Source organism: Stenotrophomonas sp. YJH_SMC_94-11 (assembly GCF_059370435.1).
This window is the reverse complement of the sequence record NZ_JCAFTR010000004.1, coordinates 167,675-190,169: the sequence shown is the minus strand read 5'-3', so window position 1 is coordinate 190,169 and position 22,495 is coordinate 167,675. Positions and strand designations below refer to the sequence as shown.

The 22,495-nt window shown below is 66.8% G+C and carries 25 protein-coding genes and 1 pseudogene; 10 read left to right on the top strand and 16 right to left on the bottom strand.

Annotation, left to right across the window (positions count from 1 at the left end):
- Window positions 1–62 precede the first annotated feature (62 nt).
- The gene (locus AC5P74_RS09745; protein WP_495204889.1) at window positions 63–2,711 is read right to left on the bottom strand and encodes an excinuclease ABC subunit UvrA; all 2,649 of its coding nucleotides are present in this window, start codon (window positions 2,709–2,711) and stop codon (window positions 63–65) included.
- Between the two features lie 271 nt (window positions 2,712–2,982).
- Here AC5P74_RS09745 and AC5P74_RS09740 point away from each other — a divergent pair, with 271 nt between their 5' ends.
- The 3 genes and pseudogenes from AC5P74_RS09740 (at window position 2,983) to AC5P74_RS09730 (ending at window position 4,261) form a co-directional block, all read left to right on the top strand.
- Window positions 2,983–3,237 (top strand): hypothetical protein, encoded by a 255-nt coding sequence (locus AC5P74_RS09740; protein ID WP_053496604.1) that lies wholly within the window; start codon window positions 2,983–2,985, stop codon window positions 3,235–3,237.
- Window positions 3,234–3,651, top strand: a pseudogene (locus AC5P74_RS09735) (low affinity iron permease family protein). The gene AC5P74_RS09740 and the pseudogene AC5P74_RS09735 overlap by 4 nt, the downstream one beginning before the upstream one ends.
- A gap of 112 nt (window positions 3,652–3,763) precedes the next feature.
- On the top strand, window positions 3,764–4,261 hold the full coding sequence (locus tag AC5P74_RS09730; RefSeq protein ID WP_005416567.1) for a YciE/YciF ferroxidase family protein: 498 nt from the start codon (window positions 3,764–3,766) through the stop codon (window positions 4,259–4,261).
- A gap of 39 nt (window positions 4,262–4,300) precedes the next feature.
- Here the strand turns inward: AC5P74_RS09730 and AC5P74_RS09725 are convergent, their stop codons facing one another.
- From AC5P74_RS09725 to AC5P74_RS09710, 4 genes are all read right to left on the bottom strand, one after another.
- The gene (locus tag AC5P74_RS09725) at window positions 4,301–5,035 is read right to left on the bottom strand and encodes a DNA-formamidopyrimidine glycosylase family protein (protein ID WP_346607231.1); all 735 of its coding nucleotides are present in this window, start codon (window positions 5,033–5,035) and stop codon (window positions 4,301–4,303) included.
- Entirely contained in the window at window positions 5,028–5,795 is a 768-nt protein-coding gene (locus AC5P74_RS09720; RefSeq protein ID WP_346607232.1) for a DUF72 domain-containing protein, read from the bottom strand. Before AC5P74_RS09720 ends, AC5P74_RS09725 begins: the two co-directional genes overlap by 8 nt.
- Window positions 5,792–6,259 carry a BLUF domain-containing protein gene (locus tag AC5P74_RS09715; RefSeq protein WP_346607292.1) on the bottom strand — a complete coding sequence of 156 codons (468 nt, stop codon included), beginning with the start codon at window positions 6,257–6,259 and terminating at the stop codon, window positions 5,792–5,794. Before AC5P74_RS09715 ends, AC5P74_RS09720 begins: the two co-directional genes overlap by 4 nt.
- Window positions 6,260–6,536: 277 nt before the next feature.
- Window positions 6,537–6,917, bottom strand: a complete 381-nt coding sequence (locus AC5P74_RS09710) for a hypothetical protein (protein WP_229765966.1) — start codon at window positions 6,915–6,917, stop codon at window positions 6,537–6,539.
- A gap of 166 nt (window positions 6,918–7,083) precedes the next feature.
- Here AC5P74_RS09710 and AC5P74_RS09705 point away from each other — a divergent pair, with 166 nt between their 5' ends.
- Window positions 7,084–7,461 (top strand): response regulator, encoded by a 378-nt coding sequence (locus AC5P74_RS09705; RefSeq protein ID WP_053496599.1) that lies wholly within the window; start codon window positions 7,084–7,086, stop codon window positions 7,459–7,461.
- A gap of 15 nt (window positions 7,462–7,476) precedes the next feature.
- Here the strand turns inward: AC5P74_RS09705 and AC5P74_RS09700 are convergent, their stop codons facing one another.
- The 7 genes from AC5P74_RS09700 to AC5P74_RS09670 form a co-directional block, all read right to left on the bottom strand.
- Window positions 7,477–7,905 (bottom strand): BLUF domain-containing protein, encoded by a 429-nt coding sequence (locus AC5P74_RS09700; protein WP_070489187.1) that lies wholly within the window; start codon window positions 7,903–7,905, stop codon window positions 7,477–7,479.
- A gap of 178 nt (window positions 7,906–8,083) precedes the next feature.
- On the bottom strand, window positions 8,084–8,773 hold the full coding sequence (locus AC5P74_RS09695; protein ID WP_070489184.1) for a glycosyltransferase family 2 protein: 690 nt from the start codon (window positions 8,771–8,773) through the stop codon (window positions 8,084–8,086).
- Window positions 8,770–9,357, bottom strand: coding sequence for a class I SAM-dependent DNA methyltransferase (locus tag AC5P74_RS09690; RefSeq protein ID WP_070489180.1), 588 nt, complete (start codon window positions 9,355–9,357; stop codon window positions 8,770–8,772). Before AC5P74_RS09690 ends, AC5P74_RS09695 begins: the two co-directional genes overlap by 4 nt.
- Window positions 9,354–10,112, bottom strand: a complete 759-nt coding sequence (locus AC5P74_RS09685; RefSeq protein WP_346607233.1) for a PIG-L deacetylase family protein — start codon at window positions 10,110–10,112, stop codon at window positions 9,354–9,356. Before AC5P74_RS09685 ends, AC5P74_RS09690 begins: the two co-directional genes overlap by 4 nt.
- On the bottom strand, window positions 10,100–11,041 hold the full coding sequence (locus tag AC5P74_RS09680) for an acyl-CoA dehydrogenase (RefSeq protein ID WP_053496595.1): 942 nt from the start codon (window positions 11,039–11,041) through the stop codon (window positions 10,100–10,102). Before AC5P74_RS09680 ends, AC5P74_RS09685 begins: the two co-directional genes overlap by 13 nt.
- Before the next feature lie 109 nt (window positions 11,042–11,150).
- Window positions 11,151–11,648 (bottom strand): hypothetical protein, encoded by a 498-nt coding sequence (locus AC5P74_RS09675; protein ID WP_053496594.1) that lies wholly within the window; start codon window positions 11,646–11,648, stop codon window positions 11,151–11,153.
- 10 nt (window positions 11,649–11,658) lie between these two features.
- Entirely contained in the window at window positions 11,659–12,822 is a 1,164-nt protein-coding gene (locus tag AC5P74_RS09670; protein WP_346607293.1) for a zinc-dependent alcohol dehydrogenase, read from the bottom strand.
- Between the two features lie 148 nt (window positions 12,823–12,970).
- Here AC5P74_RS09670 and AC5P74_RS09665 point away from each other — a divergent pair, with 148 nt between their 5' ends.
- The 3 genes from AC5P74_RS09665 (at window position 12,971) to AC5P74_RS09655 (ending at window position 14,452) form a co-directional block, all read left to right on the top strand.
- Window positions 12,971–13,159 carry a hypothetical protein gene (locus AC5P74_RS09665; RefSeq protein WP_053496592.1) on the top strand — a complete coding sequence of 63 codons (189 nt, stop codon included), beginning with the start codon at window positions 12,971–12,973 and terminating at the stop codon, window positions 13,157–13,159.
- Between the two features lie 99 nt (window positions 13,160–13,258).
- Window positions 13,259–13,897, top strand: coding sequence for a DUF6766 family protein (locus AC5P74_RS09660; protein ID WP_346607234.1), 639 nt, complete (start codon window positions 13,259–13,261; stop codon window positions 13,895–13,897).
- Between the two features lie 3 nt (window positions 13,898–13,900).
- Window positions 13,901–14,452, top strand: coding sequence for a cysteine hydrolase family protein (locus AC5P74_RS09655; protein ID WP_346607235.1), 552 nt, complete (start codon window positions 13,901–13,903; stop codon window positions 14,450–14,452).
- 15 nt (window positions 14,453–14,467) lie between these two features.
- Here AC5P74_RS09655 and AC5P74_RS09650 read toward each other — a convergent pair whose 3' ends face one another.
- From AC5P74_RS09650 to AC5P74_RS09635, 4 genes are all read right to left on the bottom strand, one after another.
- Entirely contained in the window at window positions 14,468–14,701 is a 234-nt protein-coding gene (locus tag AC5P74_RS09650; RefSeq protein WP_005416583.1) for a metallothionein, read from the bottom strand.
- A gap of 147 nt (window positions 14,702–14,848) precedes the next feature.
- Window positions 14,849–15,295, bottom strand: a complete 447-nt coding sequence (locus AC5P74_RS09645) for a Rap1a/Tai family immunity protein (RefSeq protein WP_306672585.1) — start codon at window positions 15,293–15,295, stop codon at window positions 14,849–14,851.
- Window positions 15,296–15,340: 45 nt separating this feature from the next.
- On the bottom strand, window positions 15,341–15,961 hold the full coding sequence (locus AC5P74_RS09640) for a hypothetical protein (RefSeq protein WP_306672574.1): 621 nt from the start codon (window positions 15,959–15,961) through the stop codon (window positions 15,341–15,343).
- 126 nt (window positions 15,962–16,087) lie between these two features.
- Window positions 16,088–17,071: a LacI family DNA-binding transcriptional regulator gene (locus AC5P74_RS09635; RefSeq protein ID WP_053496588.1), complete on the bottom strand. Its 984-nt coding sequence runs from the start codon at window positions 17,069–17,071 to the stop codon at window positions 16,088–16,090.
- 157 nt (window positions 17,072–17,228) lie between these two features.
- Between AC5P74_RS09635 and ptsP the strand changes: the two genes are divergently transcribed.
- From ptsP to AC5P74_RS09620, 3 genes are all read left to right on the top strand, one after another.
- Window positions 17,229–19,742 carry a phosphoenolpyruvate--protein phosphotransferase gene (gene ptsP / locus AC5P74_RS09630; protein ID WP_495204888.1) on the top strand — a complete coding sequence of 838 codons (2,514 nt, stop codon included), beginning with the start codon at window positions 17,229–17,231 and terminating at the stop codon, window positions 19,740–19,742.
- Window positions 19,739–20,695: a 1-phosphofructokinase family hexose kinase gene (locus AC5P74_RS09625; RefSeq protein WP_206620273.1), complete on the top strand. Its 957-nt coding sequence runs from the start codon at window positions 19,739–19,741 to the stop codon at window positions 20,693–20,695. Before ptsP ends, AC5P74_RS09625 begins: the two co-directional genes overlap by 4 nt.
- Before the next feature lie 86 nt (window positions 20,696–20,781).
- Window positions 20,782–22,488: a PTS fructose transporter subunit IIC gene (locus tag AC5P74_RS09620; protein WP_346607237.1), complete on the top strand. Its 1,707-nt coding sequence runs from the start codon at window positions 20,782–20,784 to the stop codon at window positions 22,486–22,488.
- Window positions 22,489–22,495: the final 7 nt, after the last annotated feature.

Genomic DNA, 22,495 nt, shown 5'->3' with positions numbered 1-22,495 from the left:
AAGGCGCGGCCTGGATGCTGGACTTCCGGCGCTGGAGATCGATAGCCGAGCATGGCTCGGCTCTACAGTGGAGCCAGCTCGCGCGCAAGGAACGGTGCCGTCCTGCTGCCCTTGGCGCGGGCCACCTGATGCGGTGGCCCCGCCGCCACGATGGTGCCGCCCGCGCTGCCTGCGCCCGGGCCGACGTCGATCACCCAGTCCGCCTGTGCGACAGAACGCATGTCGTGCTCGATCATCACTACCGTGTTGCCTGCGTCCACCAGCCGCTGAAGCTGCACCAGCAGCCTGTCCGCGTCTGATGCATGCAGGCCGGTGGTGGGCTCGTCCAGTACGTACAGCGTGCGCCCACGCTGGCTGCGCTGCAGTTCTGTGGCCAGCTTGATGCGTTGCGCCTCACCCCCTGAAAGCTCCGTGGCCGGCTGGCCCAGCCGCAGGTAGCCCAGGCCGATCTCCTGCAGCAACTGCAGCGGGCGGGCGATGGCCTCTTCTTCGGCGAAGAACGCATGGGCCTGGTCCACCGTCATCTGCAGCACCTCGGCAATGTTGCGGCCGTTCCACTGCACCTTCAGCGTGGCCTCGTTGTAGCGGGCGCCGTGACAGGTGGGGCACGGCGCATAGACGCTGGGCATGAACAGCAGTTCGACGCTGACGAAACCCTCGCCTTCGCAGGTCTCGCATCGCCCCTTGGCTACGTTGAACGAAAAGCGGCCCGCATCGAATCGGCGACGGCGCGCGTCGGGTGTCGCGGCGAACAGCTTGCGCACGTGGTCGAACAGGCCCGTGTAGGTAGCCAGGTTGGAGCGTGGCGTGCGGCCGATGGGCTTCTGGTCCACCTGCACCACGCGCTGGATGGCGTCCACGTCGCCGGCCAGCTGGCCCCGCGTTGCTTCGATTACGGTGGGTCCTTCGGCAGGTGCGCTGTCGGCGCTGTCGTCTGCCGTCTCATACCCGAGGTGCAGCAGCATCAGCTCGGGCAGCGCTTGCGCCATCAGGCTGGATTTGCCCGATCCGGAAATGCCGGTCACTGCAGTCAGCAACCCCAACGGCACCTGCGCATCCACACCGTGCAGGTTGTGGCGGTGAATGCCTTTCAGCGCCAGCCAGCTGTTGGCACTGCGCTGCCGGCTGGCCGGCGCGGGCACCCGGTCGAACAGGTACTGCGCCGTGCGCGAATCCTGAACGTTGCGCAGGCCGTCGGGCTCGCCACTGTAGAGAACGCGTCCGCCATGTTCCCCTGCCTGCGGGCCCACATCCACCAGCCACTGCGCGCGGCGCATCAGCTCCAGATCGTGTTCAACAACGAACACCGAGTTACCGCCGTCGCGCAGCCGTTCCAGCGCGTCGTACAGCGCCTGGCTGTCGGCCGGATGCAGGCCGGCCGACGGTTCGTCGAGCACGTACAGCACGCCGAACAGCAGCGAGCTGAGCTGCGTGGCCAGGCGCAGGCGCTGCAGTTCGCCGGCCGACAGCGTGGGCGTGGCGCGATCCAGCGAGAGATAGCCCAGGCCGAGCTCGCGAAGTTGCCGTACCCGCGCCATGACCCCGCCCGCGAGCCGTTGCGCCGCCAGGCGCTTTTCCTCTGACAGGGCTGAGGTCAGGCGCACGTCGGGGGCGCCTTCGTGGGTCACGCGGCCACTTGCTGCCCGCTTGGCGCGATCGCGGGGCGTTGCACGCCTGCTGGTACGCGCACCGTGGCTGTGTGCACTGAAGTCGCCCTGCGCGATGGGCTCGAGCAAGGCCGCCAGCTGGTCCAGCGGCAGCCGCAGGAACTCGCCGATGTCCACGCCGGCGAAGGTGACCGAAAGCGCTTCCGGCTTCAGGCGCTTTCCCTGGCACGCGGGGCACAGGCGACCTTCCATGTAGCGGGAAACACGCTTGCGCATCAGCGCGCTCTGGGTGTTGGCAAAGGTGTGCAGCACGTAGCGGCGTGCGCCGGTGTACGTGCCCATGTAGCTGGGCTCCAGCTTGCGCTTGAGCGCGGCGCGGGTCTCGGCCGGCGTGAAGCCGGCATAGACCGGCACCGTGGGCGTTTCCTCGGTGAACAGGATCCAGTCCCGGTCCTTCTTCGGCAGCTTCTTCCACGGCACATCGACGTCATAGCCCAGCGTGACCAGGATGTCGCGCAGGTTCTGGCCATGCCATGCCGGTGGCCAGGAGGCGATGGCGCGCTCGCGGATGCTCAACGACGGGTCCGGCACCATCAGCGCTTCGGTCACCTCATAGACGTGCCCCAGACCGTGGCAGGTGCTGCAGGCACCCTGTGGGGTGTTGGGCGAGAAGTCTTCGGCGTACAGCATGGGCTGGTGGGCCGGGTAGGCCCCTGCCCGCGAGTACATCATGCGCACCAGGCTGGACAACGTCGTCACGCTGCCCACCGATGAGCGCGCATTGCTGGCACCGCGTTGCTGCTGCAGGGCGACCGCCGGTGGCAGCCCGTCAATGGCATCCACGTCGGGCACGCCGGCCTGATCGATCAGGCGACGCGCGTAGGGTGCAACGGATTCGAAGTAGCGCCGCTGCGCTTCGGCGAAGACCGTGCCGAAGGCCAGCGAGGACTTGCCGGACCCGGACACGCCGGAGAACACCACCAGCGCATTGCGTGGAATGGAGACGTCGACATTCTTCAGGTTGTGCTCGCGCGCACCGCGGACCTCGATGCAGCCGCTGGCTGCGGCAGCACATGACGACTCGCCAAAGGGGGTGTTGGACATCTCAGCATTCCTGCATTCGGTGGGCGGATCGAGCATGGTGCGCCCGGTAGGCCATTCTCGCTGCTGCGGGGTGAATGGCGTGAGGGGGCGCGCAGCCACGTGCCGAATCAGAACGCCATGGCCGACGCAGTCCGCGCCGCCCCGCCGATTGTTAACGCGCGTTGCCTGAAGGATTGACGCCACCTTGCCCCACCCTTGATGGGGCCGCTCACAACGCATTCCTATGCTGGGCCCGCCACCTGCGAGGTGGTGATCAACCTGGAGATACCCCATGCAACGTGATCAGAAAGACCTCCCCCATCCGGACACGGAAGTGCAGCGCCCCGATCCTGTCAGCCCGCTGCAGGCAAAGCTGCACAACCACCGCAATCATGACGAAGCGCTGCAGGAAACCTTCCCAGCCAGTGATCCGATCTCTCCCTTCGTCGCTGCGCCCACGCCGGACGAGCAGGCCAAGCGCCTGGGTGAGCGGGTCAGGCTGCCAGATCGCCGCACGGATGAGGAGGCCGCGGGAGGTGACGCGTGATGCGGCACAGCTTCGCCCGTGTCGCGGCCGCGACGGCGCGATTGTCCGGCAGCCTGGGGGGCATTCGTCGCGGCGCTGGGTGTGATCATCACCTGGGCCGCGAGCGGGCCGGCCTTCCACTTCAATGACACGTGGCAGCTGGTGGTGAATACGGGAACGACCATCGTGACCTTCCTGATGGTGTTCCTGATCCAGCACACGCAGAACGCCGATACGGCCGCGCTGCACATCAAGCTGGATGAACTGATCCGGGTCAGCAAGGACGCCAACCAGGAGCTGTTGAACCTGGAGTCGATGGAGCCGGCGCATCTTGAGGAGATTCGCCAGCGCTACGAGGCACTGGCGAAGACCGCTGCAGACATCCAGTCCAAGAAGGAGCGCTGCATGCCGTGTGGTTCGGGCGCACTCTCGTAAAGACCGTGCGCAGTAATCCTGCGGGTGCTCGCATGCCGCCTTCACCTGGCCCCTGCCCGATCGCAACCGGGCAGGACCTACGCTGGGCACTCCACTCACTGCGGAGCCCAGTATGGCTATCAAGACGGCGGAAGACCTGTTCATCCACGAACTCTCGGATATCTACAGTGCCGAGAAGCAGCTGACCAAGGCCCTCCCGCGCCTGGCCCGTGCGGCCGAGAACCCGGACTTGGCCGCAGCGTTCGAAACGCACCTGGAAGAAACGCAGGGCCAGATCGAACGCATCGATCAGGTGGTGGAGGTGCTCGGCATTCGCCTGAAGCGCATCAAGTGTGCGGCGATGGAGGGCCTGGTGGAGGAAGGCAAGGAAGTGATCGACAGCATCGACAAGGGGCCGGTGCGGGATGCGGCCTTGATCGGTGGCGCGCAGAAGGTGGAGCACTACGAGATTGCTTCCTACGGCACCATCGCCGCGCTGGCCAAGCAGCTGGGCTACAAGGATGCCCTGCCGCTGCTGCTGGAGACGCTTGAGGAAGAGAAGGCAACTGACGAAAAGCTGACCCTGCTGGCCAAGGGCGGCGGCAACGCCAAGGCCGCGCAGGCCGCCTGATCGACGCGCCCCGGAAGCCGGCTGCCACGGATGGCAGCCTCAGGGCTGGTACAGCACCTGATCATTGGGGCAGAAGAACGTGCGTCGCCGCGCGGTCCCCATGTAGAGCTTGCTGATCGGGCCACCGCACAGGGGACAGGCCTTCCTGGTGTGAACCTGCCAGTGCTTCTTCAACTCGAAGCGACGCTTCCATTCCAGGAAATCGAAGCTGTAGGCGCGGGCCTGCTCGATCATGGCGGTAAGCCTGCGTGGCGGCAGGTCGCCCAGCCGGGTGGCCGGATGCACGCCTATCCGGAACAGCACCTCGTTCTTGATGATGTTGCCCACGCCGGCGAAGACGCTCTGGTCCAGAAGCGCATCGCAGACCAGGACGTCCGGCATGGATTTCAGCTTGCGCCGGGCCAGCTTCGGATCCCAGGCATCATTCATCACGTCCGCCCGCCAGTCGTAGATGTCGTCCAGAGGCTGGTCAATCAAGCGCACGGAACACGCACAGAAGTTCAGCTCACCGTTGTCGAACACCAGCGATACCCGCGCCGGGGTCGGTTTCCGTTCGTCAATGCGCCAGCTGCCGAACATCATCAGGTGGATGCGCAGCGTGTGGCGGCTGAATTCCAGCAGGAAGTGCTTGCCCCAACTGCGGACCGCCTTGACCCTGCGGCCCTGCAGCGGTGACAGGTCGATGCGGCTGTTAGCGGATACGGCGCGGACCACGTGCCCCTTGAAGTGGCTCGCTGCTTCGCGCAGCAGCACGATCGAAGGGCCTTCAGGCATGTGCATTCTCCTGCAGAAGTGCCTGCAGGCGCAGGGCGTTGCCGGTGGCAAGGCCCAGTGCGGTATTGTCCAGTACGAACCAGGCGGGTCGTTGCGCGCCGGATTCGCGCCGCAGTCGTTCCGCCAGCTCCGCCAGGGCCTGTTCGCTGTACGCACTGCGATAGATCTGCGGTTGACCGTGCCAGCGCCAGTAGCTCCACGTGCGGTCACCGCCGGGAATCGCTGCCGCCGCCACACGTGCCGGATCCGCAGCGACCCGTGCCACGCCATGCGCACTCAGAAGTACATCCACTTCCGGTGTGAACCAGCTCCGGTGGCGCGGCTCGCACGCCACATCGGCCTGGGTGCGTGAACGCAGGCCCCGCAGGAACTCCCTGGTCGTGGCCGCGTCGTACACCAGGCTTGGCGGCAACTGCAGCAGTAGCGGCCCCAGCTTTCCACCCAGCTCCAGCACGCCTTCAAGGAACTGTTCGAGCGGCTGCATCGCATCGCGCAGCCGACGCTCATGGCTGATCTCGCGCGGCAGTTTCACCGTGAACCGGAAGCCCTCCGGCACGCTCGCGGCCCATCGCGCGTAAGTCCTGCGCTGGTGCGGGCGATAGAAGGAAGAGTTGATCTCCACCATCGGCAGGCGTGTGGCGTAGCGCTGCAGTAGGCTGTCGCCCGCGCCGAACGCTTTCTGATCCGCCCGCGGCAGCGACCATCCCGCACAACCGACGCGTGGTGGGTCGGACGCAACCGGGGCGGCTGTGGCCTTCATCGTACCGACTGCCAGTCCGGTTCCAGGGTCTCTCCCGCACCTGCATCCGTCTGCAACGGCGAAACCGACAGCAGACGATCCAGCGCACTGCTTCCCGAGTCGAGCGCCGACGCGCTGCGTACGAAGCCGGTCCAGTCGGAGATGGCGATCTTTCCCAGCGCCAGTTCGTCTACCCGCACGCTGCGCATCCGCCAGTGCGGAAACTGTCGACGCCCCACCCTGCCCCGGTTCAGCTCGACGATCCCACTGTGGCTGCCGGCCGCGAGAATGCGCGTGTACGCCGCATTGATCCCGGCCTCCGGGCCCTCCAGATACTGCAGGAAGCGCGAGCCATCGAACAGCAGCGTGCCGGTGACATCGACGGATTCGTTGAACTGCACCGCTTCGGCCACAAGCTGCTGCAGCCGCGCTGCGGTCAGGTTGCGGGAGGCTTCACTCACGTAGGCAATCGCACGAAGAGGCATGGCACCACCGATGGTTGCGGACCGCTTTACCTTAGCGATGCCGGTCGTACGCGCGGTGAGTCCGGTGTGGAGGCTGCGTCGAACTGTTGCGTAGCCCTTCCCCATAGCGTTGACGCGCTGGTCGGGCACAAGCCGCAGACCGCCGCAATGTCAGGCGCGCCCGGTACGCAGCCACTTCAGCAGGCGACCGCCTCGTCGGGAGGTGTGAACCGCCCAAGGTGTGCGCTGCACGCAGCCCTGATGCAGCGATAGCATCCACGGACTTCGTGGTCTGCGATCAGGGCATCGGGCTGGACAGTGCCGTGCCGCCGGCTCGACTTCGCAGGCTGCCAGCCGGAGCGCGCGGAGCGTCCGCTGCCACCAGCGCCTGTACCACACGATGTTGCATACGGTGAGCGCCGCCTTCCACGCCCACGACATACACGAAGCGCCCATCGAACTTGGCGTGCGCGTCCTCCAGGACATCGTCGGCCTGCAGCGCCCGCTTGAGCGACTTCATCCATGTCCGTTCAGGCATGCGGTCCAGTTCCACCACGACGGCTGTGCCACCGCAGTCCAGCGGCATGCACTCGACACGCAGCACGCGGGGGGAAGCAGAATCGGTTCCGGATAGCGGCATGAGAAAAGCTCCGATGCGGGGGACGGCGGCAGTATCCATGGCACGTGCCAAGGCGCCGTCAACAAACTCCATCCGGCCCTGCACGCTGCCTATACGGTGCTGGAAGCGCGCTTCACGGGCTTCGCGCCGGGCTGACAAGCCGCACGCACCGTATTGATGCTACACAGCACAGACTGGCGTTCCCGAAGCAACACAGGCTGCACACATGCAATCCGGATTGAGCCAGCGCAGATGCAACCTGCTGCTGGTGGAAGACCAGCTCGACCTGGCAGCACTGATGGAACATGCACTTGAGGACGCTGGCGACCAGGTGACACACGCCTACAGCGTGTTCGACGCGCTGGGACTGCTGGATACCCAGCGGTTCGACGGCGCCGTGCTGGACGTCGAGCTTCGAGACGGCGTGGTATTTCCAGTCGCTGATCGCCTGGCGGAACTTGGCATCCCCTTTCTGTTCGTCTCTGCGGTCTATGACCAGCTGGTGCCACAGCGCCACCGCCGGGCTGCCTTCGTGGCCAAGCCATTCCACATCGATCAGTTGCAGGACACTGTGCGGCGTGTGATCAGCTGCACAACACGCTAGCACCCGTCCCGCACTTCAGGCGGCGTTCGCGTAGGGCTCAACGACTGCAAGCAGCTTCTCCATCGCTTCGGCTTCGTCCTGGCTGGTTACTGCCCGCTGGATGAAACGGCACCAGTCGGCAAGGGCGATCCTCTGCAGCTCGCTCGCGCTGACCGACAGGCAGCGCATCGGCCAGAACGGCAACCGCCGCTGCCCGACCCGGCCACGCCCGAGTTCGGTCAGTTCGGTGTGGCTGCGGGCCCCGCTTACGCGGGAGAAGGCAACATCCAGCCCGTCCGCGGGGCCTTCCATGTATTGCAGGAAGCGCTGCCCGTCAAACAACAGGACCCCGGTCACGCCCGCTGATCGATTGAAGCGGGCCGCATCTTCCATCAGTGCAGCCAGGCGTTCCGGCGTGAACCCGGGGGCAGCCCGGCTGGCGTAGACAATCGCGCTGTTCGGCATCGGCCGCTCCTGCTTTCCCAGCCGATCAATCTATGGTCGGCAGCGTTCACGCGCCGTAAACGCGTACAGGGAGCGCGTCACATATTGGCCGATGTGCCCGGGTTTCATGGGATTCGGCCTGAATCGGAGACGCCTGACGGCGCGACCGCCTGCTGCGGTGCGGCGAAATGGCCGGTGTTTACGCAATGGCCGGCCCGGTCAGCACGGCAGGGGCACCCGCCGCCCCCATTTCCGCCAGATAGGCTGAAAATCCCCCTGCGGCGCGCCCTTCCAGACGCGCACTGGTGAAGACGACGGGAGCACCGGCCCAGCGTACATCCGCGCCGCAGGCCTGCAGCGCCCTCACCATTTGAACGTCTTCCCCGCAGCGCAAGGCAGGAAAACCGCCGACCGCACGATAGAAATGGGCAGAGACACCCAGGTTGGCACCATGGATGCGCCCGTGACCTTCCCCCCACTGCTGCCGCCCCTGGAATACCCTGCGCAGGCGATGTTCGGACGGGCAGCGCGCCGCAATGTCCACCAGTCCGCAGAAGGCGTCACACGGCTGCTCCAGTTGTCCAACCAACCAGTCGCCAGGGACCTCGCTATCAGCGTCGGTGCTGGCCAACCACGTGGCGCCGCGACCCAGCAGCTCGACGGCGGCCGCTGCGCGGGCAATCCCCACGCAGCGTGCATCCAGCCGCACAATGCCGACGCGCTGTTGGTGGCAGATGGACGCCGTCGCATCCGAGCAAGCGTCCAGTGCAACCACCACTTCGACCGCTTCGCCGCCCAGGCCCGGGTGCAGGGCCGCCCTTCGGATCGATTGCAGGCAGCGCGCCATGCTGGCTGCCTCGTTGTGCGCGGGGACCAGAACGCCTATCACCGCAGGCCCTCGTTGCGGGCCAGTGAGAGCGTGCCGCGCGTCCAGCCCTGCAGCACGAAGTCCGCATCGCGATAGTGGAAGGCTTCGTGCAGGCCGTGGCCCAGGCACCGATGCACGACTTCGGTCCGGCTCATCCGCCCGGGGAACGAGGGCAACCAATGGCAGGCGACCAGCAATCCGTCGTCACGAAGTGCTTGATCGATTCCGGCACGCAGCTCGCGAAGGGCGCTCGTCCCGAGGTAGTAGCCCATCTCACCGCAGACGATCAGGTCGAAGCGCCCCGGCGGCCATTGCTCGGGGTGGCTGGCGCAGTGGACCTGCACGTGCGGCAGGTGGGCCAGGTTGCGGCGGGCCCGGAACGCTGCGCGCGGGCTGATATCGGTGGCCAGCAGGCGCTCACAGCGGGCCGCCAGGGCCTCGGTCAGCACGCCGTTGGAGCATCCCAGCTCCCAGCCACGATTGAACTGGCGCTGGCTCAGGCTGGCCAGCAGCAACGCACGCTTGCGTTCTTCATACCACCGACTGCGGTAGCCAAAAGGGTCTTCCTGCTCATGCAGTTCATCGAAGTACGGTTGCGCGCTCATGCCAGAAATACCTCGTAATCGCGGAAAAATCGGGCCAGTACATGGGAAGGCAGCACCGGCGGGCTGTTCAGGCCCGGCACGTTGCCCGTCTGCGTCCGGAACCGGGCGATCGCACTTCGTTTCACCGACGTCACTGCGGAAATGTCGACAAGCTGCGGGGACTCCCACGCCATATGCGCGCAGGCCGGATCCAGCCAGTGCCAGCCCCACACCGGGTACTCCAGGCGACGGCAACCCACTGCGCGCGCGGCGCGGCAGGCTGCACGCCCTGCCGCTTCGTGATCGGGATGCCCATCGAAGCGCCAGGGCGCCAGTACCAGATCGCCCGGCTGCAGGTGCTGCTGCAGCCAGTCCTGCAGGCCCTGTTCGTGCTTGCTGACCGCGCCATCGCCGATGCCGAGATGAAACGTCGCGTCGGCCGCAATCCCAAGTTCCGCCAATGCCGCTGCAAGCTCTGCCCGACGCGCCGACCGCAGGCGCTCCGGTGTCCACCACGGTTCACCCGGATAACACGCTTCACCATCGGTCACGGCAATGACGCCAACCTCCATGCCCTGTGCCGCGGCATGATGGAGCAGCCCGCCACAGCCAAGAATCTCGTCGTCGGGATGCGGCGCGACGACCACAAGGCGGTCATGGTCGGCGCACAGTGAACGGGCGGACGTGGACGGTTGCTGCCAGAGCCAATCGCAGCGCAGCCAGGCCTGTTCCTGAGTTCCCCCTCCTTGCAGGGGTGTGCTGGCTACAGCGCCCATGCGGTCTCCTCGGCTGCCCGCTGCTCACCCAGCCACTGCCAATCGCGATCGGCATGGCACTGCCTGAGGAACACCGTCAGGTCCGCCCAGCGGCGGGCGTGACCGTCTTCCAGGCACATCGGCGCCGGACCGAGCGCGCGACCTGCAAGGTCCAGGACGCGCGTCGCCGCCCGCTCGACCACGCAGCGCAGCCGCACTACGTCTCCCCGATGCGCCGATTGGGGCGCGTCGTCGATGCGCGCGGCCACTTCGCGAAGCAGCGCCGCAGCCGGCCCCAGCACAAGGTCCGCTGCACCCAGCAGCCGTGCGCGGTTGCCGTCGCTGCAGGCCGGCCGCATGCGTTCAGCCAGTGCCACCGCTGCGCCAAACCAGACCGCCGCGATACCGGCTCCGCCATGCCAGAAGCCCGGCCGTTGCAGGTAGGCGTCGCGCGGCCCCAGAATCGTCATCGGTGCGCCGTCGAAGCGCACCGTCGTGGACGGAATGCCGGCCATGCCAGCCGCCGGCCAGGGCTCACCCGAAAGCGTGCACCAATGCTCCGCCGCCACATGGCACAGACACACGCCGTGTGTGTTCCGCACGGTTACCAGTGCCGCATCCACCCACGCGCTGCCTGAACACCAGGGCTTGTCACCATACAGCCCACCGCCGGCGTCGATGCGCAGGGTGTTGGCTGGGCCTTCTGCGGCCCACACCGCCAGCAGCTGCCCTTCAGCAACCCTAGGCGCGTTCAGCTCGGCAATGATCGCCTGGGCGTCGTAATGCGCTTCCAGTACCTTGGCCAAGCAGAGGTCCTCTGCCCCCCACGCCGCCAGCGCCCGCCAACGCTGCAGCGTGTGGCCACTTCCGGGCAAAGGCAGTGCGGGCTGCTGGGCGAGAACCTGGCGCGCGCGGTTGAACAGCGAAGAAGGCGACGTCACATCCTGCATGGCCGGTCTGCAATGAAGATAGGTCATGAACGTAGGCGCCCTGCGGTCACATCACTGTCTTGGCGATGTGGCGGCCACATGAATACCCGGCGCAGTGTTCCTCACGCGGTCACCGCTGGCGCTGTTCGCTTGCACGCACGCACTGGCGCAGTTCCCATAGCCATGGCAACACCACCAGCCCAAGCGCCGGCAGCAATACAAACCCCCACAGCGCCGGTGCTGCCGGTGCCACATTGACTGCCCAACGAGGCTCGGCCTGCCACCCCACCCCGCCCAGCAGCACCCAGGGAGCGGCGTCGAGCACACTGTGCACGTGCTGCTCGGCCGGGCTGATGCGTCGCCGCCCGTCCGCGCTGACGGTGTCGAGGTAGCCGGCGATTGCATGCGCGATGACCAGGACTGCCAGCAGCGCGACGAGCAACCACGTGCTTTCCAGCACGAGCCACGCCAGCACGCCGCTGCCGATAAGCAGCAGCTGCAGCCCATGCAGCAGGCTCTCGCGCATCGCGGACGTGTGCGGCAGGTCGGTACGCCGGTGAAAGTGGAAGTCCAGCGCACCGGCGGCCAGCCAGACTGCGTAGACACCGGCCATGACAATCGCGCTCATGACGGCCTGCTCAGGGGGTCAATACGATCTTGCGGCAGTCGTCGTCCTTGGCATCGAACATCGCATAACCTTGCGCTGCGTCGGCCAGGCGCATCCGGTGCGAGATGATGTCCCCCGGATCCAGCTTTCCTTCGATGATTGCGTCCAGCAGTTCCGGCATCAGTCCCTGCACGTGGGTCTGCCCCATCTTGAATGTCAGGCCCTTGTCGAACGCATCGCCCAGCAGGAACCCGTGGATGAAACCGGCATAGACACCGGGAATGCTGACCACGCCGCCGCGGCGGGCGGCTGCGATGCACTGACGAACGGCCACGCCGCTGCTGCCTTCCAGTTTCACGGCGGTCAGCGCTGACTCCAGGGCACTGCCCTCGGCCTCGAAACCGACGGCCTCGATGCAGGCATCCACGCCGCGCCCACTGGTCTGGGTCAGGATGTAGTCGGCTGGGTCCTCGATCTCCTTGAAGTCGATCGGCGTCACACCATAGGCACGGCGCGCGTAGTCCAGGCGGTAGCGAAGATGGTCGACCATGAAGATGGTCTCCGCCCCCAGCAGCCGGCAGCAGGCCGCGCTCATGAGCCCAACCGGACCGGCACCGAAGATCGCCACTGTCGAGCCCGGCTTGACCCCTGCGTTCAGCGCGGCCTGATAGCCGGTGGGCAGAATGTCCGACAGGAACAGAACCTGTTCGTCGGCCACGCCTTCCGGGATGCGCAGTGGGCCCACATTCGCCTTGGGCACGCGCACGAATTCGGCCTGTCCGCCTGCCACGCCGCCATACAGATGGCTGTATCCGAACAACGCCGCCGGAGGCAGAAGGCCCTTCTGGTTCAGCGCAGCGCCCTTGCCCGTGTTGGTGGTCTCGCAGGCGGCATACTCGGCCAGCCGGCAGTGGAAGCACTCGCCACAGGCGATCACGAAGGGGATCACCACACGATCACCCGGCCTCACCTGCGTTACGCCGCTGCCGACCTCTTCCACCACGCCCATGAATTCGTGGCCCAGCACATCGCCGTCGTGCAGATCGGGAATCTTGCCCCGATACAGGTGCAGGTCCGAACCACAGATGGCGGTGGCGGTAACCCTCAGGATCAGATCGTCCTCAGCCGCCAGCACCGGGTCCGGCACGGTCTCGACGCGCACATCCTTGCGGCCGTGATAGGTCAATGCCTGCATCGTGCTTCTCCAGAAGATCTGAACGACAGCATCGCAGGGACGTCCTCCCGCCCCGGTGACATCCAGGTGTGCACAGCGTTCATTCCGCGGCGTCGTAGCGTTAACCCCGACCGGGTCACGCTGCGAACACCCGCCACAGGAGCCCAGCATGAACGACAAGCTGCCTTTCAATCCAACAACAGACGTGGACGATCAATCGAAGGCGCACACCCCGGACAAGCGGCGCAATGATCGAGCGAAGTGGAAGGCGCACGACATGCCGGACGACGGCGATGGCCCCAAGGCCGTACCTGAGGACTACGAACGTCCCGACCCCGATCCGACGGGCAAGCGTTGAGGCCGCCTCACATCCTGGATGCGCCGGATTCACGCGTCATGGTGCGCTACCGGCGCAAGCTGCATGCACGGTTTCCGGTCAGCCTGAACGAGGTGTTGCATGTGGAAACGCAACGGTCTCTCGCTGGTGCTGCTTGCACTCACTGTCGTCTTCATTGTCGGGCAGGCAGTTGCGGGACATCACGTGCACAACCAGACGTTGACGCAGCACGGACGCGCGCCGGTCGACTTGTGGCACTACCTGGCGACCGGGCATTTTGTCAGCGCTACATTCGAAAACTGGGAGAGCGAGTTCCTGCAGATGGGGATGTACGTTCTTCTGACCGTCAGCCTGCGCCAGCGTGGCTCAGCCGAATCCCGGCCGCTGGACCCCGCGCAGGAGCAGAACCGCGTCGAGCCGGGCCCTGCGCCGTGGCCGGTTCGCCGCGGTGGCGCATGGAAGGTGCTCTACGCTCACTCGCTTGCGATTGCCTTCGGGCTGTTGTTCCTGCTCAGTTTTACGTTGCATGCATTGGGTAGCTGGCGCGCCGAGCAGGTCGAGCAACAGTTGCAGGAATTGCCGGTACCGGGTTTCCTGGAGCATCTGGGCAGCAGCACGTTCTGGTTCGAATCGATGCAGAACTGGCAGAGCGAATTCCTTGCCGTGCTGTCCCTGGTCGTGCTCACGATCTTCCTGCGGCAGAAGGACTCACCGCAATCCAAGCCGGTCGAAGCTCCGCACGCGCAGACAGGTGATTGAGCCATGGGAAATGCTCCGTCAACGGCCTTGCTGATCATCGATATGTTCAGTCGCTTCGACTTCCCGGGTGCGCAGGCGCTGGCACCGGCTGCGGAGCGGGCGGCCAGACAGATCCGGCGCTTGAGAGACCACTTCGATGACCACGGATGGCCGGTCATCTACGCCAATGACAATTTTTCCGACTGGAAGCGTGACTTCCGCCAGCAGGTAGCACAGTGCCAGCGGGACAGAGGACCGGCCGGGCGGATTGCCGACCTCCTCTCTCCCCTGCCCGGCCACTACTTCGTGCTCAAGCCCAAGCATTCGGCGTTCCTGGCCAGCCCGTTGCCGATTCTGCTGGCCAAGCTTGGCGTGCGCAGCCTTTGGCTCGCTGGGATGACGGCCGATTCGTGTGTCCTGGCCACTGCGCTGGACGCCAACGCCAGGGAATTCGACGTAGTGGTGGCACGGGAGGCCGTGGCGGGGACGCCGGCCCGGAAACAGCGTGCGATGGCGCTGCTCGCCGATTCGGGTGCAGCCCGGGTCGCACGGCTCGCCTCGCTAGTCCCGGCATGACAGGCCGGAGCGGGCTCAGGCCCGGTCTGCGATTCCCTTTACACCGGCATGACCGGCGCAATGTGCGCAGCAGAAGATCTGACCGCTTCCTTCAACGCCATGGCCGATGATCGCGCAGTCGCAATGTGCGCAGCGCGGTGCGAACGCGTGGATGGCGCACTCGAACGAATCGAAGGTGCCGCTGCGTCCACCCTGCTGGAGGGTGAAGCTCTTGTCGTAGTCATTGCCGCAGACATCACAGGTAGCCATGGGGCACCTCATGCGGAGGAAGGAGCATGCAGTGTCGCGGGCGCGGGTGTCGGCGGTCGTGAATGCATCGTGTCGCCAGCGTGCAGAACACCGATGTGTTCATTACGCAGGCTGCAGCCCGCGTTGCCAACGCCCAGCCCACGCGTCTCAGCGTGCCTTGCCGGGCTCGGCACTGCCAGCAGGCGATGTGCCGCGACCACAGGGAAACGCCGCGCGCAGCCCTTCGACAACCAGGGCAGACGCATCCTGTTGCAATCGCTCGCGGGGCAGCTGCCGGAGATGGGAAGACACCTGATCGACCAGTTCATGCGGAAGGATCCGGCCCTGCCCACACCACTGCCCGCGGCTGGCATCGGCAACACCCAGAATGTAGCTGCTGGCCCGGGCGCTGGACAGCCCCCGGCACTGTTCGCCATCGCAGAACCCGTCAGCGCCTTTGCCCTGCAGCAGCGTGATGAGCTCCGCCCCGCTGACAAGCCAGGTGCGTTCCGGTTGCGTTGTGCCTGCCACGGCGGGTCCCACCAGGGCGCCGAGGCCCAGTGTCAGGAGCCAACGCATGCGGCGGTGCGCGCGACGGGCGTGATGTCCTTTCATATCGGGCTCCTGGCTGTCGTTTTTCTGGATTCCACGCGGCGCCGGTCAGAGTTGATCAAGCTGGTTGCGTGGTTGAAACGCCGGGTCGTCCTCAGCGTCCAGCATGGCATCCACCAAGGCGTCGAAGGGCGCGGCAGCGGCATCCAGGTCCGTGGAAGAAAGGAATCCGGATTCCCCCTGGCCGGCCAGGGCAATCGCGGCAACGGTCTCGCGCTCACCTTCCTCTGCCCAGAGATAGTCGTGGACCAGTGCCACCCCGTGGTCGCCTGCCTTCAGGAAATCGGCCGCGCCCCGTGCCACAGTCAGAAACGCGATGAGATCGTAGAGGCTTTCCGAATACGTCAGCGATCCCGCGACAAAGTGCGTACCAGTGCGGTCATAGGCGGCAACCTGGATATTCTCGGCCTGCGCGGATGCAAGGAAGGCCTTCAATGCGGCGCGATTGTCGGGGTAGCGGGCCAGCAGGGCCTGGCAGTCTATGAGCAGTTCATCCAACGCCTCGTCGCTTGAAGACGCCAGGCATTCACCGTTGCGCAAGCGCCACGGCCCGGCGATGCATCGCCAGTCGGACCATCGGGATGGCGAAGGCAGGGGCGCCGCCAGCCACCTGGAGAGATCTTCGTGGCGCAACTGCAGGCGGAACAGCGCTGAATAAGGCTCTGACAAGGCGATGATCCATCCGGTCTGCGTGTCCAGATGGCTTTTAGCAGACAACGCGCGACCCGCCAACACCCCAGTGCCAGCCTCATGGACTGCGCCTGCGACTGCTACTGCCGCAGGCGCGGCGCCGGACTATCGCGCAGCCGTTGACCCTCTCACCACGCACCTCCCCGTCATCACCAGTCTGCGTACCGGCAGCTCCGGCATGCGCAGGCGCTCCAGCAACAGCGACATCGCAGCTCGCCCCATCTCTTCAACCGGCTGCTCGACCACGGTAATACCCGGTTCGACCAGCTCGGTCCATCGCTCGTTGTCGAAGCCCGCCAGCGCCAGCTCTCCTGGAATCGCAAGCCCAGCGCTGCGGGCCGCTTTCAATGCGCCCATGAGCAGCAGGCTGTTGCTGGCGACCAGCGCATCGGGACGCGAAGGACTGGTCAACCACTGCTCGACCGTTGCGATGGCGGCCTCGGCCGTGGGCTCTACCTCCCGGTAGTCCGGTTCCAGCCCGTGCCTGCGCATTGCAGCGATATAGCCGTCGCGGCGTTCGGACGCCGTGGTACTGGTGCTGCCGAACAGGCCACCGATGCGGCGATAACCGCGCTCGGCCAGGTGCTCGACCAGGCGTGACATCGCCGCTGCGTTGTCGAGGACCACGCTGTCGATCGTGCCACCCGGTGCGGCACGGTCGACCAGGACCGTAGGGTAATCCAGCGTGAGCCGGTCCAGCCGCCCCACCGTGGTCCGGGTGGGCGCAAAAATCAGCCCACTGATGCGTTCCTCATGCATCAACTGCAGATACAGCGCCTCGCGCTCGGGGTCCTCATCGGTGTTGCAGAGGGTGACGCGAAGGCCTTCCCGGTATGCGACTTCCTCCACGGCGCGGATCAGCGCGGTGAAGAACGGGTTGCGGATATCGGCCACGATCAGGCCGATGATGCCGGTATGCCGGGCGCGCAGGCGTCTTGCCTGCAGGTTGGGGTGATATCCGGTCTGGCGGATCGCCGCCTCCACCCGGCCGCGCACGGCCTCGCTGACCGGGCCGCCGCCGAGCACCCGCGACACCGTGGACTTGGATACCCCCGCCACGCGTGCGACGTCATTGATGCTGATGCTCACTGGTAACGTTCCCGGAATCGAGCGCTTTTCTGGGCCGGACGGCCGTCCAGGACCATGTTAACGCCAAAGGACTATTGGATTTTTGTGCACTGCACATTGAAATGGCGAGTGGGAACGTTCCCAATACGTCTCAGCCACCCCTTCCGCGGAGCCCCCTTTGTCGCCCCAGACCTCCCCTTCCCCGGCCAGCCGGGAACTGATCCGCCTGGACGCGCGGGCGCAGGACAAGACCGATGCCATTGCGCAGGTCGCCCAGATGCTGGTCGCGGCCGGCTGCGTGGCGCCGGGGTACGAAGCCAGCATGGGGCGGCGCGAAACGCTGGCGAACACCTTCCTTGGACACGGCGTAGCAATCCCGCACGGGCTTGGCGAGGACCGCCATCTGGTGCACCGCGATGGCATCGCCGTGCTGCAGTTGCCGCAAGGCGTGGAATGGAACCCGGGACAGGTCACCCGTCTGGTGGTCGGCATCGCTGCCCAGTCGGATACCCACATCACGGTGCTGCGCCGCTTGACCCGGCTGATCCAGGACGAGTCCACGCTGCAGCGGCTGTTCATCACCACCGAGGCGGGCGAGATCGTGAACGCGCTGGCCGGCGATGTTGCGATTGCCGCCACCCACGCGCCAGCGGTAGATCTGGCCGAGCGCTTCGAATGGACCGTCGCGTACCCCAACGGACTGCACGCACGTCCTGCGACGCGTTGGGCCGAGACGGCGCGCGGCTTCGCAGCCCGCGCGCAGGTCCGCGCAGGCGATCAGGCGGCCGATGCCAAGAGTCTGGTAGCGCTGCTTCAGCTCGGGCTGCGTGAGGGCGATGCCGTGCGTGTTTCTGCCGAGGGCGCCGATGCCCCCGCGCTGCTGGCTGCGCTGCGCAAGGTCATGGATGGATTGGTCGCACAGGAAAGGGCTGATGCCGAGCGTGCAGCCCAGCGCAAGGCAGCAGCACCTGTCGCCGGGTGGAAACCGCCCGAAGCGCAGGCAACGATCATTGGCATCGGCGCCAGCCCCGGATTGGCGATCGGCCCGGTGCATGTGCTGGCCAGCACGCAGGCGGAAGTCATCGACCGTCCTACCCCGCTTGGCGAGGGCGGCGCACGCCTGCAGGATGCACTCGGCCGCACCCGCCAGCAGCTGGCCGCCCTGCAGGACGACACCCAGCGCCGCCTTGGCGCTTCGGATGCGGCGATCTTCAAGGCGCAGGCCGCGCTGCTCGACGACACCGACCTGATCACCCGCACCTGCCAGCTGATGGTTGAAGGCCATGGTGTGGCGTGGTCATGGCACCAGGCCATCGAGCAGATCGCCTCCGGGCTGGCGGCGCTGGGCAATCCGGTGCTGGCCGGGCGCGCGGCGGACCTGCGTGATGTCGGCCGGCGCGTGCTGGCGCAGCTTGACCCTTCTGCTGAAGGTGGTGGCCTGGCGGATCTGCCGTCGCAACCGTGCATCCTGATCGCCACAGATCTGTCGCCTTCGGATACCGCCAATCTCGACACCGGTCGCGTGCTCGGCCTGGCCACCGCGCAGGGCGGGCCGACCTCGCACACCGCCATCCTCTCGCGCACGCTGGGCCTGCCGGCGCTGGTGGCCGGCGGCGCCGGGCTGTTGGCGATCCAGCCAGGCCGCGAAGCGATCATGGACGGCAGCAGTGGGCGGCTCTACCTGTCACCCTCCGATGCCGATCTCGCCTCGGCACGCGAATGGATCGCCGAACAGCAGCAGATCCGCGAGCGCGAAGCCGCGCAACGCGCGCAACCGGCCCAGACCCCCGACGGCCACCGCATCGACATCGGCGCCAACGTCAACCTGCCCGACCAGGTGCCACTGGCACTGGAACAGGGTGCGGAAGGCGTCGGCCTGATGCGCACCGAGTTCCTGTTCCTCGAACGTGGCAGTACGCCCAGCGAGGAGGAGCAGTACACCACCTATCTGGCCATGGCCAAGGCACTCGACGGCCGCCCGCTGATCGTGCGCGCGCTCGACATCGGCGGCGACAAGCAGGTGGCGCACCTGGAGCTGCCACGCGAGGAGAATCCATTCCTCGGCGTGCGCGGCGCGCGCCTGCTGCTGCGCCGCCCTGACCTGCTGGAGCCGCAACTGCGTGCGCTGTATCGCGCCGCCAAGGACGGTGCACGCCTGTCCATCATGTTCCCGATGATCACGTCGGTGACCGAGCTGGTCGCACTGCGCGCCATCTGTGAGCGCCTGCGTGCCGAGCTGGAGGCGCCGGTGGTGCCGATCGGCATCATGATCGAAGTGCCGGCCGCGGCCGCTCAGAGCGACGTACTGGCGCGCCATGCCGACTTCTTCTCGATCGGCACCAATGATCTGACCCAGTACGTGCTGGCGATCGACCGCCAGAACCCGGAACTCGCCGCCGAGGCCGACAGCCTGCATCCGGCGGTGCTGCGCGCGGTCCGCGCCACGGTTGAAGGCGCACGGCTGCATGGGCGCTGGGTCGGCGTCTGTGGCGGCCTGGCCGGCGATCCCTTCGGCGCCATGTTGCTGGCTGGCCTGGGCGTGGACGAACTGTCGATGACTCCGAACGACATCCCGGCGGTGAAGGCGCGCCTGCGTGGCACCGCGATGACCGAACTGCAAGCGCTGGCGAGCACCGCACTGGGGTGCGAAACCGCCGAGCAGGTGCGCGGCCTCGATGGAGCGCGCGCATGACTGCCCGCGCCGTCACCGTGACCCTGAACCCGGCCATCGACCAGACCGTGCGCCTGGCCCGCCTGCAGCCAGGCCGCGTGCATCGCGCCGGCAGCTCCCGCGACGACGCAGGCGGCAAGGGCATCAACGTGGCGGCCTGCCTGGCCGACTGGGGCGTGCCGATCACCGCGCTGGGCGTGCTGGGCGACGGCAACGACGGCGTGTTCCGCACGCTGTTCCGTGAGCGGGGCATCATTGACGGCTGCCTGCGCGTTCCGGGCCATACCCGCACCAACATCAAGCTGGTCGAAGAGGCCAACGGCGAAACGACGGACATCAACCTGCCAGGCCTGGCCGTGGACGCTGCCGATCTGGACGCGGTGTCGCGCCAGCTCGGCGCCCTGCTCTCGCCCGGCCTGCCGGTCGTGCTGTCCGGCAGCCTGCCGCACGGACTACCGGCCGATGCATGGGCGCGGTTGCAGGCGCAGGCCGGAACGGCCGGTGCGCGCGTGCTGCTGGACACCAGCGGCGATGCGCTTGCAGCTGCGCTGGACGGCGCGCAGGGCGCGCTGCCCTACGCCATCAAGCCCAACCGCCACGAACTGGAGGCCTGGACCGGCACGTCGCTGCCGGATCGCAGCGCACTGCGCGCTGCAGGCCAGGCCTTGGTCGAACGCGGTGTCGCACTCGTCGCCATCTCCATGGGGACCGACGGCGCGCTGTTCATTGATCGCGCCGGCGCACTGGTCGCGCGACCGCCGCGTCTGGCCCAGGGCAGCACGGTGGGCGCCGGTGATGCCATGGTCGCCGGCATCGCCGCCGCGCTGTTGGAGCGCTCCCTCGACCTGGCCGCCTGTGCACGACTGGCCACGGCGTTCTCGATGAGCCGGCTGGATAGCGGAGACGCGCGGCGGCTTGATCCGGCGCAGGTGCGCGCCGGGGCCGGCGATGTACTGATCGAGCGGTTGGATTGAAACACCTGCCGGAGGAGCGGCGGCTGGCTTCGGGCCACCCGCGATGCCTCCGGCAAGGACGAACCCGAAGCATTCCAGGAGTTCCCATGCACGCTTCCACCGTAGTCATCGCCGCTGGCGAACGCAGCATCGAGGCGGTACTTGCCGCCGAGGCCCTGCGCCGCGCGGCCCGCCAGCGCGGGCTTGAGCTGATGATTGAAATCCGCAGCGACCAGGGCGTTACCGGCGCACTGCCCGCCGCGAACGCCGCCGCGATCGACCAGCTGCTGCTGGTGGGTGATGGCGAGGCAGACATCGCACGCTTCGGCAATGCCCGCATCGTGCATGCCAGCCTGGGCGAGGTGCTGGACGATCCGGCGGCCGCGCTCGCACCGCTCGCTTCCGCGCCGGCCAGTGACCACGGCACTGATGCGGGCAAGCGCATCGTCGCCGTCACCTCCTGCCCCACCGGCATCGCCCACACCTTCATGGCGGCGGAAGGCCTGCAACAGGCTGCCAAGGTGCTGGGCCATGCGATCCGGGTGGAAACGCAGGGCTCGGTCGGCGCGCAGGACGCGTTGAGCGATGAAGAAATCGCCGCCGCCGACCTGGTGCTGATCGCCGCCGACCGCGAAGTCGATCTGTCACGCTTCGCCGGCAAGCGCCTGTTCAAGAGCGGCACCAAACCGGCGATCAACGATGGCCAGAACCTGATCCGCAAGGCGCTGGCCGAGGCCGGCGTGCACGCGGGGACAGCGGCTTCGGGCCGTACCGCAGAAAAGAACATGAGCACCGGCCCTTACAAGCACCTGATGACCGGGGTGTCGTTCATGCTGCCTTTCGTGACAGCCGGCGGCCTGTTGATCGCCCTGGCGTTCGCACTCGGCGGCATCTATGCCTTCGACGACGCACACAAGGGGACGCTGGCCTGGTCGCTGTTCCAGATCGGCGCCAAGTCCGGTTTCATGCTGATGGTGCCGGCGCTGGCCGGCTACATCGCCTACTCCATCGCCGACCGCCCCGGCATCGCGCCCGGCATGATCGGCGGGCTGGTTGCGGTCAACATGGACGCAGGTTTCATCGGCGGCATCCTCGCGGGCTTCATCGCCGGCTATGGCGTGCACTGGATCAACCGTGCGCTGCGCCTGCCGCGCAGCCTGGAAGGCCTCAAGCCGGTGCTGATCCTGCCGGTGCTGGGCACGCTGCTGGTCGGCCTGCTGATGATGTACGTGATCGGCACGCCGGTGGCCGCACTGCTGGCCTGGCTGACCGACTGGCTGCGCGGCATGGAGGGCAGCAGCGCGATCCTGCTCGGTTTGCTGCTGGGCGGCATGATGGCCGTTGACATGGGTGGACCGGTCAACAAGGCGTCCTACGCCTTCTCCACCGCGTTGATCTCCAGCCAGGTGTACACGCCGATGGCGGCGACCATGATCGGCGGCATGACGCCACCCCTGGGCATCGCGCTGGCGACGTGGTTGTTCAGCAACCGCTTCACTGCCGAGGAGCGCGGCACCGCCGGTGCCGCTGGCGTGCTCGGCCTGAGTTTCGTGACCGAGGGGGCTATTCCCTACGCGGCACGCGATCCGCTGCGCACCATTCCTGCGCTGATCCTCGGCTCGGCCGTGGCCGGTGCGATCTCGATGGCCGCAGGCGTCGAGTTGAAGGTGCCGCACGGCGGTGTGTTCGTGCTGCCGATCCCGAACGCGGTCACCCATCTTGGTGTCTACCTGCTGGCGCTGTTGGCCGGCGTGGCGGTCACCGCGATTGCACTGCGCATCCTCAAGAAGCCGGTCACGGCCCCCACCCTGTAAAAGGAAC

Bases quoted from the DNA above. Each gene is read 5' to 3' on its own strand.
- AC5P74_RS09730 (WP_005416567.1), top strand. From the start codon at position 3,764: ATGGCTATCAAGACGGCGGAAGACCTGTTCATCCACGAACTCTCGGAT.
- AC5P74_RS09680 (WP_053496595.1), bottom strand. From the start codon at position 11,041: ATGCAGGATGTGACGTCGCCTTCTTCGCTGTTCAACCGCGCGCGCCAG.
- AC5P74_RS09675 (WP_053496594.1), bottom strand. From the start codon at position 11,648: ATGAGCGCGATTGTCATGGCCGGTGTCTACGCAGTCTGGCTGGCCGCC.
- AC5P74_RS09655 (WP_346607235.1), top strand. From the start codon at position 13,901: ATGGGAAATGCTCCGTCAACGGCCTTGCTGATCATCGATATGTTCAGT.
- AC5P74_RS09625 (WP_206620273.1), top strand. From the start codon at position 19,739: ATGACTGCCCGCGCCGTCACCGTGACCCTGAACCCGGCCATCGACCAG.
- AC5P74_RS09690 (WP_070489180.1), bottom strand. From the start codon at position 9,357: ATGAGCGCGCAACCGTACTTCGATGAACTGCATGAGCAGGAAGACCCT.
- AC5P74_RS09745 (WP_495204889.1), bottom strand. From the start codon at position 2,711: ATGTCCAACACCCCCTTTGGCGAGTCGTCATGTGCTGCCGCAGCCAGC.
- AC5P74_RS09705 (WP_053496599.1), top strand. From the start codon at position 7,084: ATGCAATCCGGATTGAGCCAGCGCAGATGCAACCTGCTGCTGGTGGAA.
- AC5P74_RS09700 (WP_070489187.1), bottom strand. From the start codon at position 7,905: ATGCCGAACAGCGCGATTGTCTACGCCAGCCGGGCTGCCCCCGGGTTC.
- AC5P74_RS09740 (WP_053496604.1), top strand. From the start codon at position 2,983: ATGCAACGTGATCAGAAAGACCTCCCCCATCCGGACACGGAAGTGCAG.
- AC5P74_RS09685 (WP_346607233.1), bottom strand. From the start codon at position 10,112: ATGGGCGCTGTAGCCAGCACACCCCTGCAAGGAGGGGGAACTCAGGAA.
- AC5P74_RS09660 (WP_346607234.1), top strand. From the start codon at position 13,259: ATGTGGAAACGCAACGGTCTCTCGCTGGTGCTGCTTGCACTCACTGTC.
- AC5P74_RS09715 (WP_346607292.1), bottom strand. From the start codon at position 6,259: ATGCCTCTTCGTGCGATTGCCTACGTGAGTGAAGCCTCCCGCAACCTG.
- AC5P74_RS09665 (WP_053496592.1), top strand. From the start codon at position 12,971: ATGAACGACAAGCTGCCTTTCAATCCAACAACAGACGTGGACGATCAA.
- AC5P74_RS09710 (WP_229765966.1), bottom strand. From the start codon at position 6,917: ATGGATACTGCCGCCGTCCCCCGCATCGGAGCTTTTCTCATGCCGCTA.
- AC5P74_RS09650 (WP_005416583.1), bottom strand. From the start codon at position 14,701: ATGGCTACCTGTGATGTCTGCGGCAATGACTACGACAAGAGCTTCACC.
- AC5P74_RS09645 (WP_306672585.1), bottom strand. From the start codon at position 15,295: ATGAAAGGACATCACGCCCGTCGCGCGCACCGCCGCATGCGTTGGCTC.
- AC5P74_RS09725 (WP_346607231.1), bottom strand. From the start codon at position 5,035: ATGCCTGAAGGCCCTTCGATCGTGCTGCTGCGCGAAGCAGCGAGCCAC.
- AC5P74_RS09620 (WP_346607237.1), top strand. From the start codon at position 20,782: ATGCACGCTTCCACCGTAGTCATCGCCGCTGGCGAACGCAGCATCGAG.
- AC5P74_RS09720 (WP_346607232.1), bottom strand. From the start codon at position 5,795: ATGAAGGCCACAGCCGCCCCGGTTGCGTCCGACCCACCACGCGTCGGT.
- AC5P74_RS09670 (WP_346607293.1), bottom strand. From the start codon at position 12,822: ATGCAGGCATTGACCTATCACGGCCGCAAGGATGTGCGCGTCGAGACC.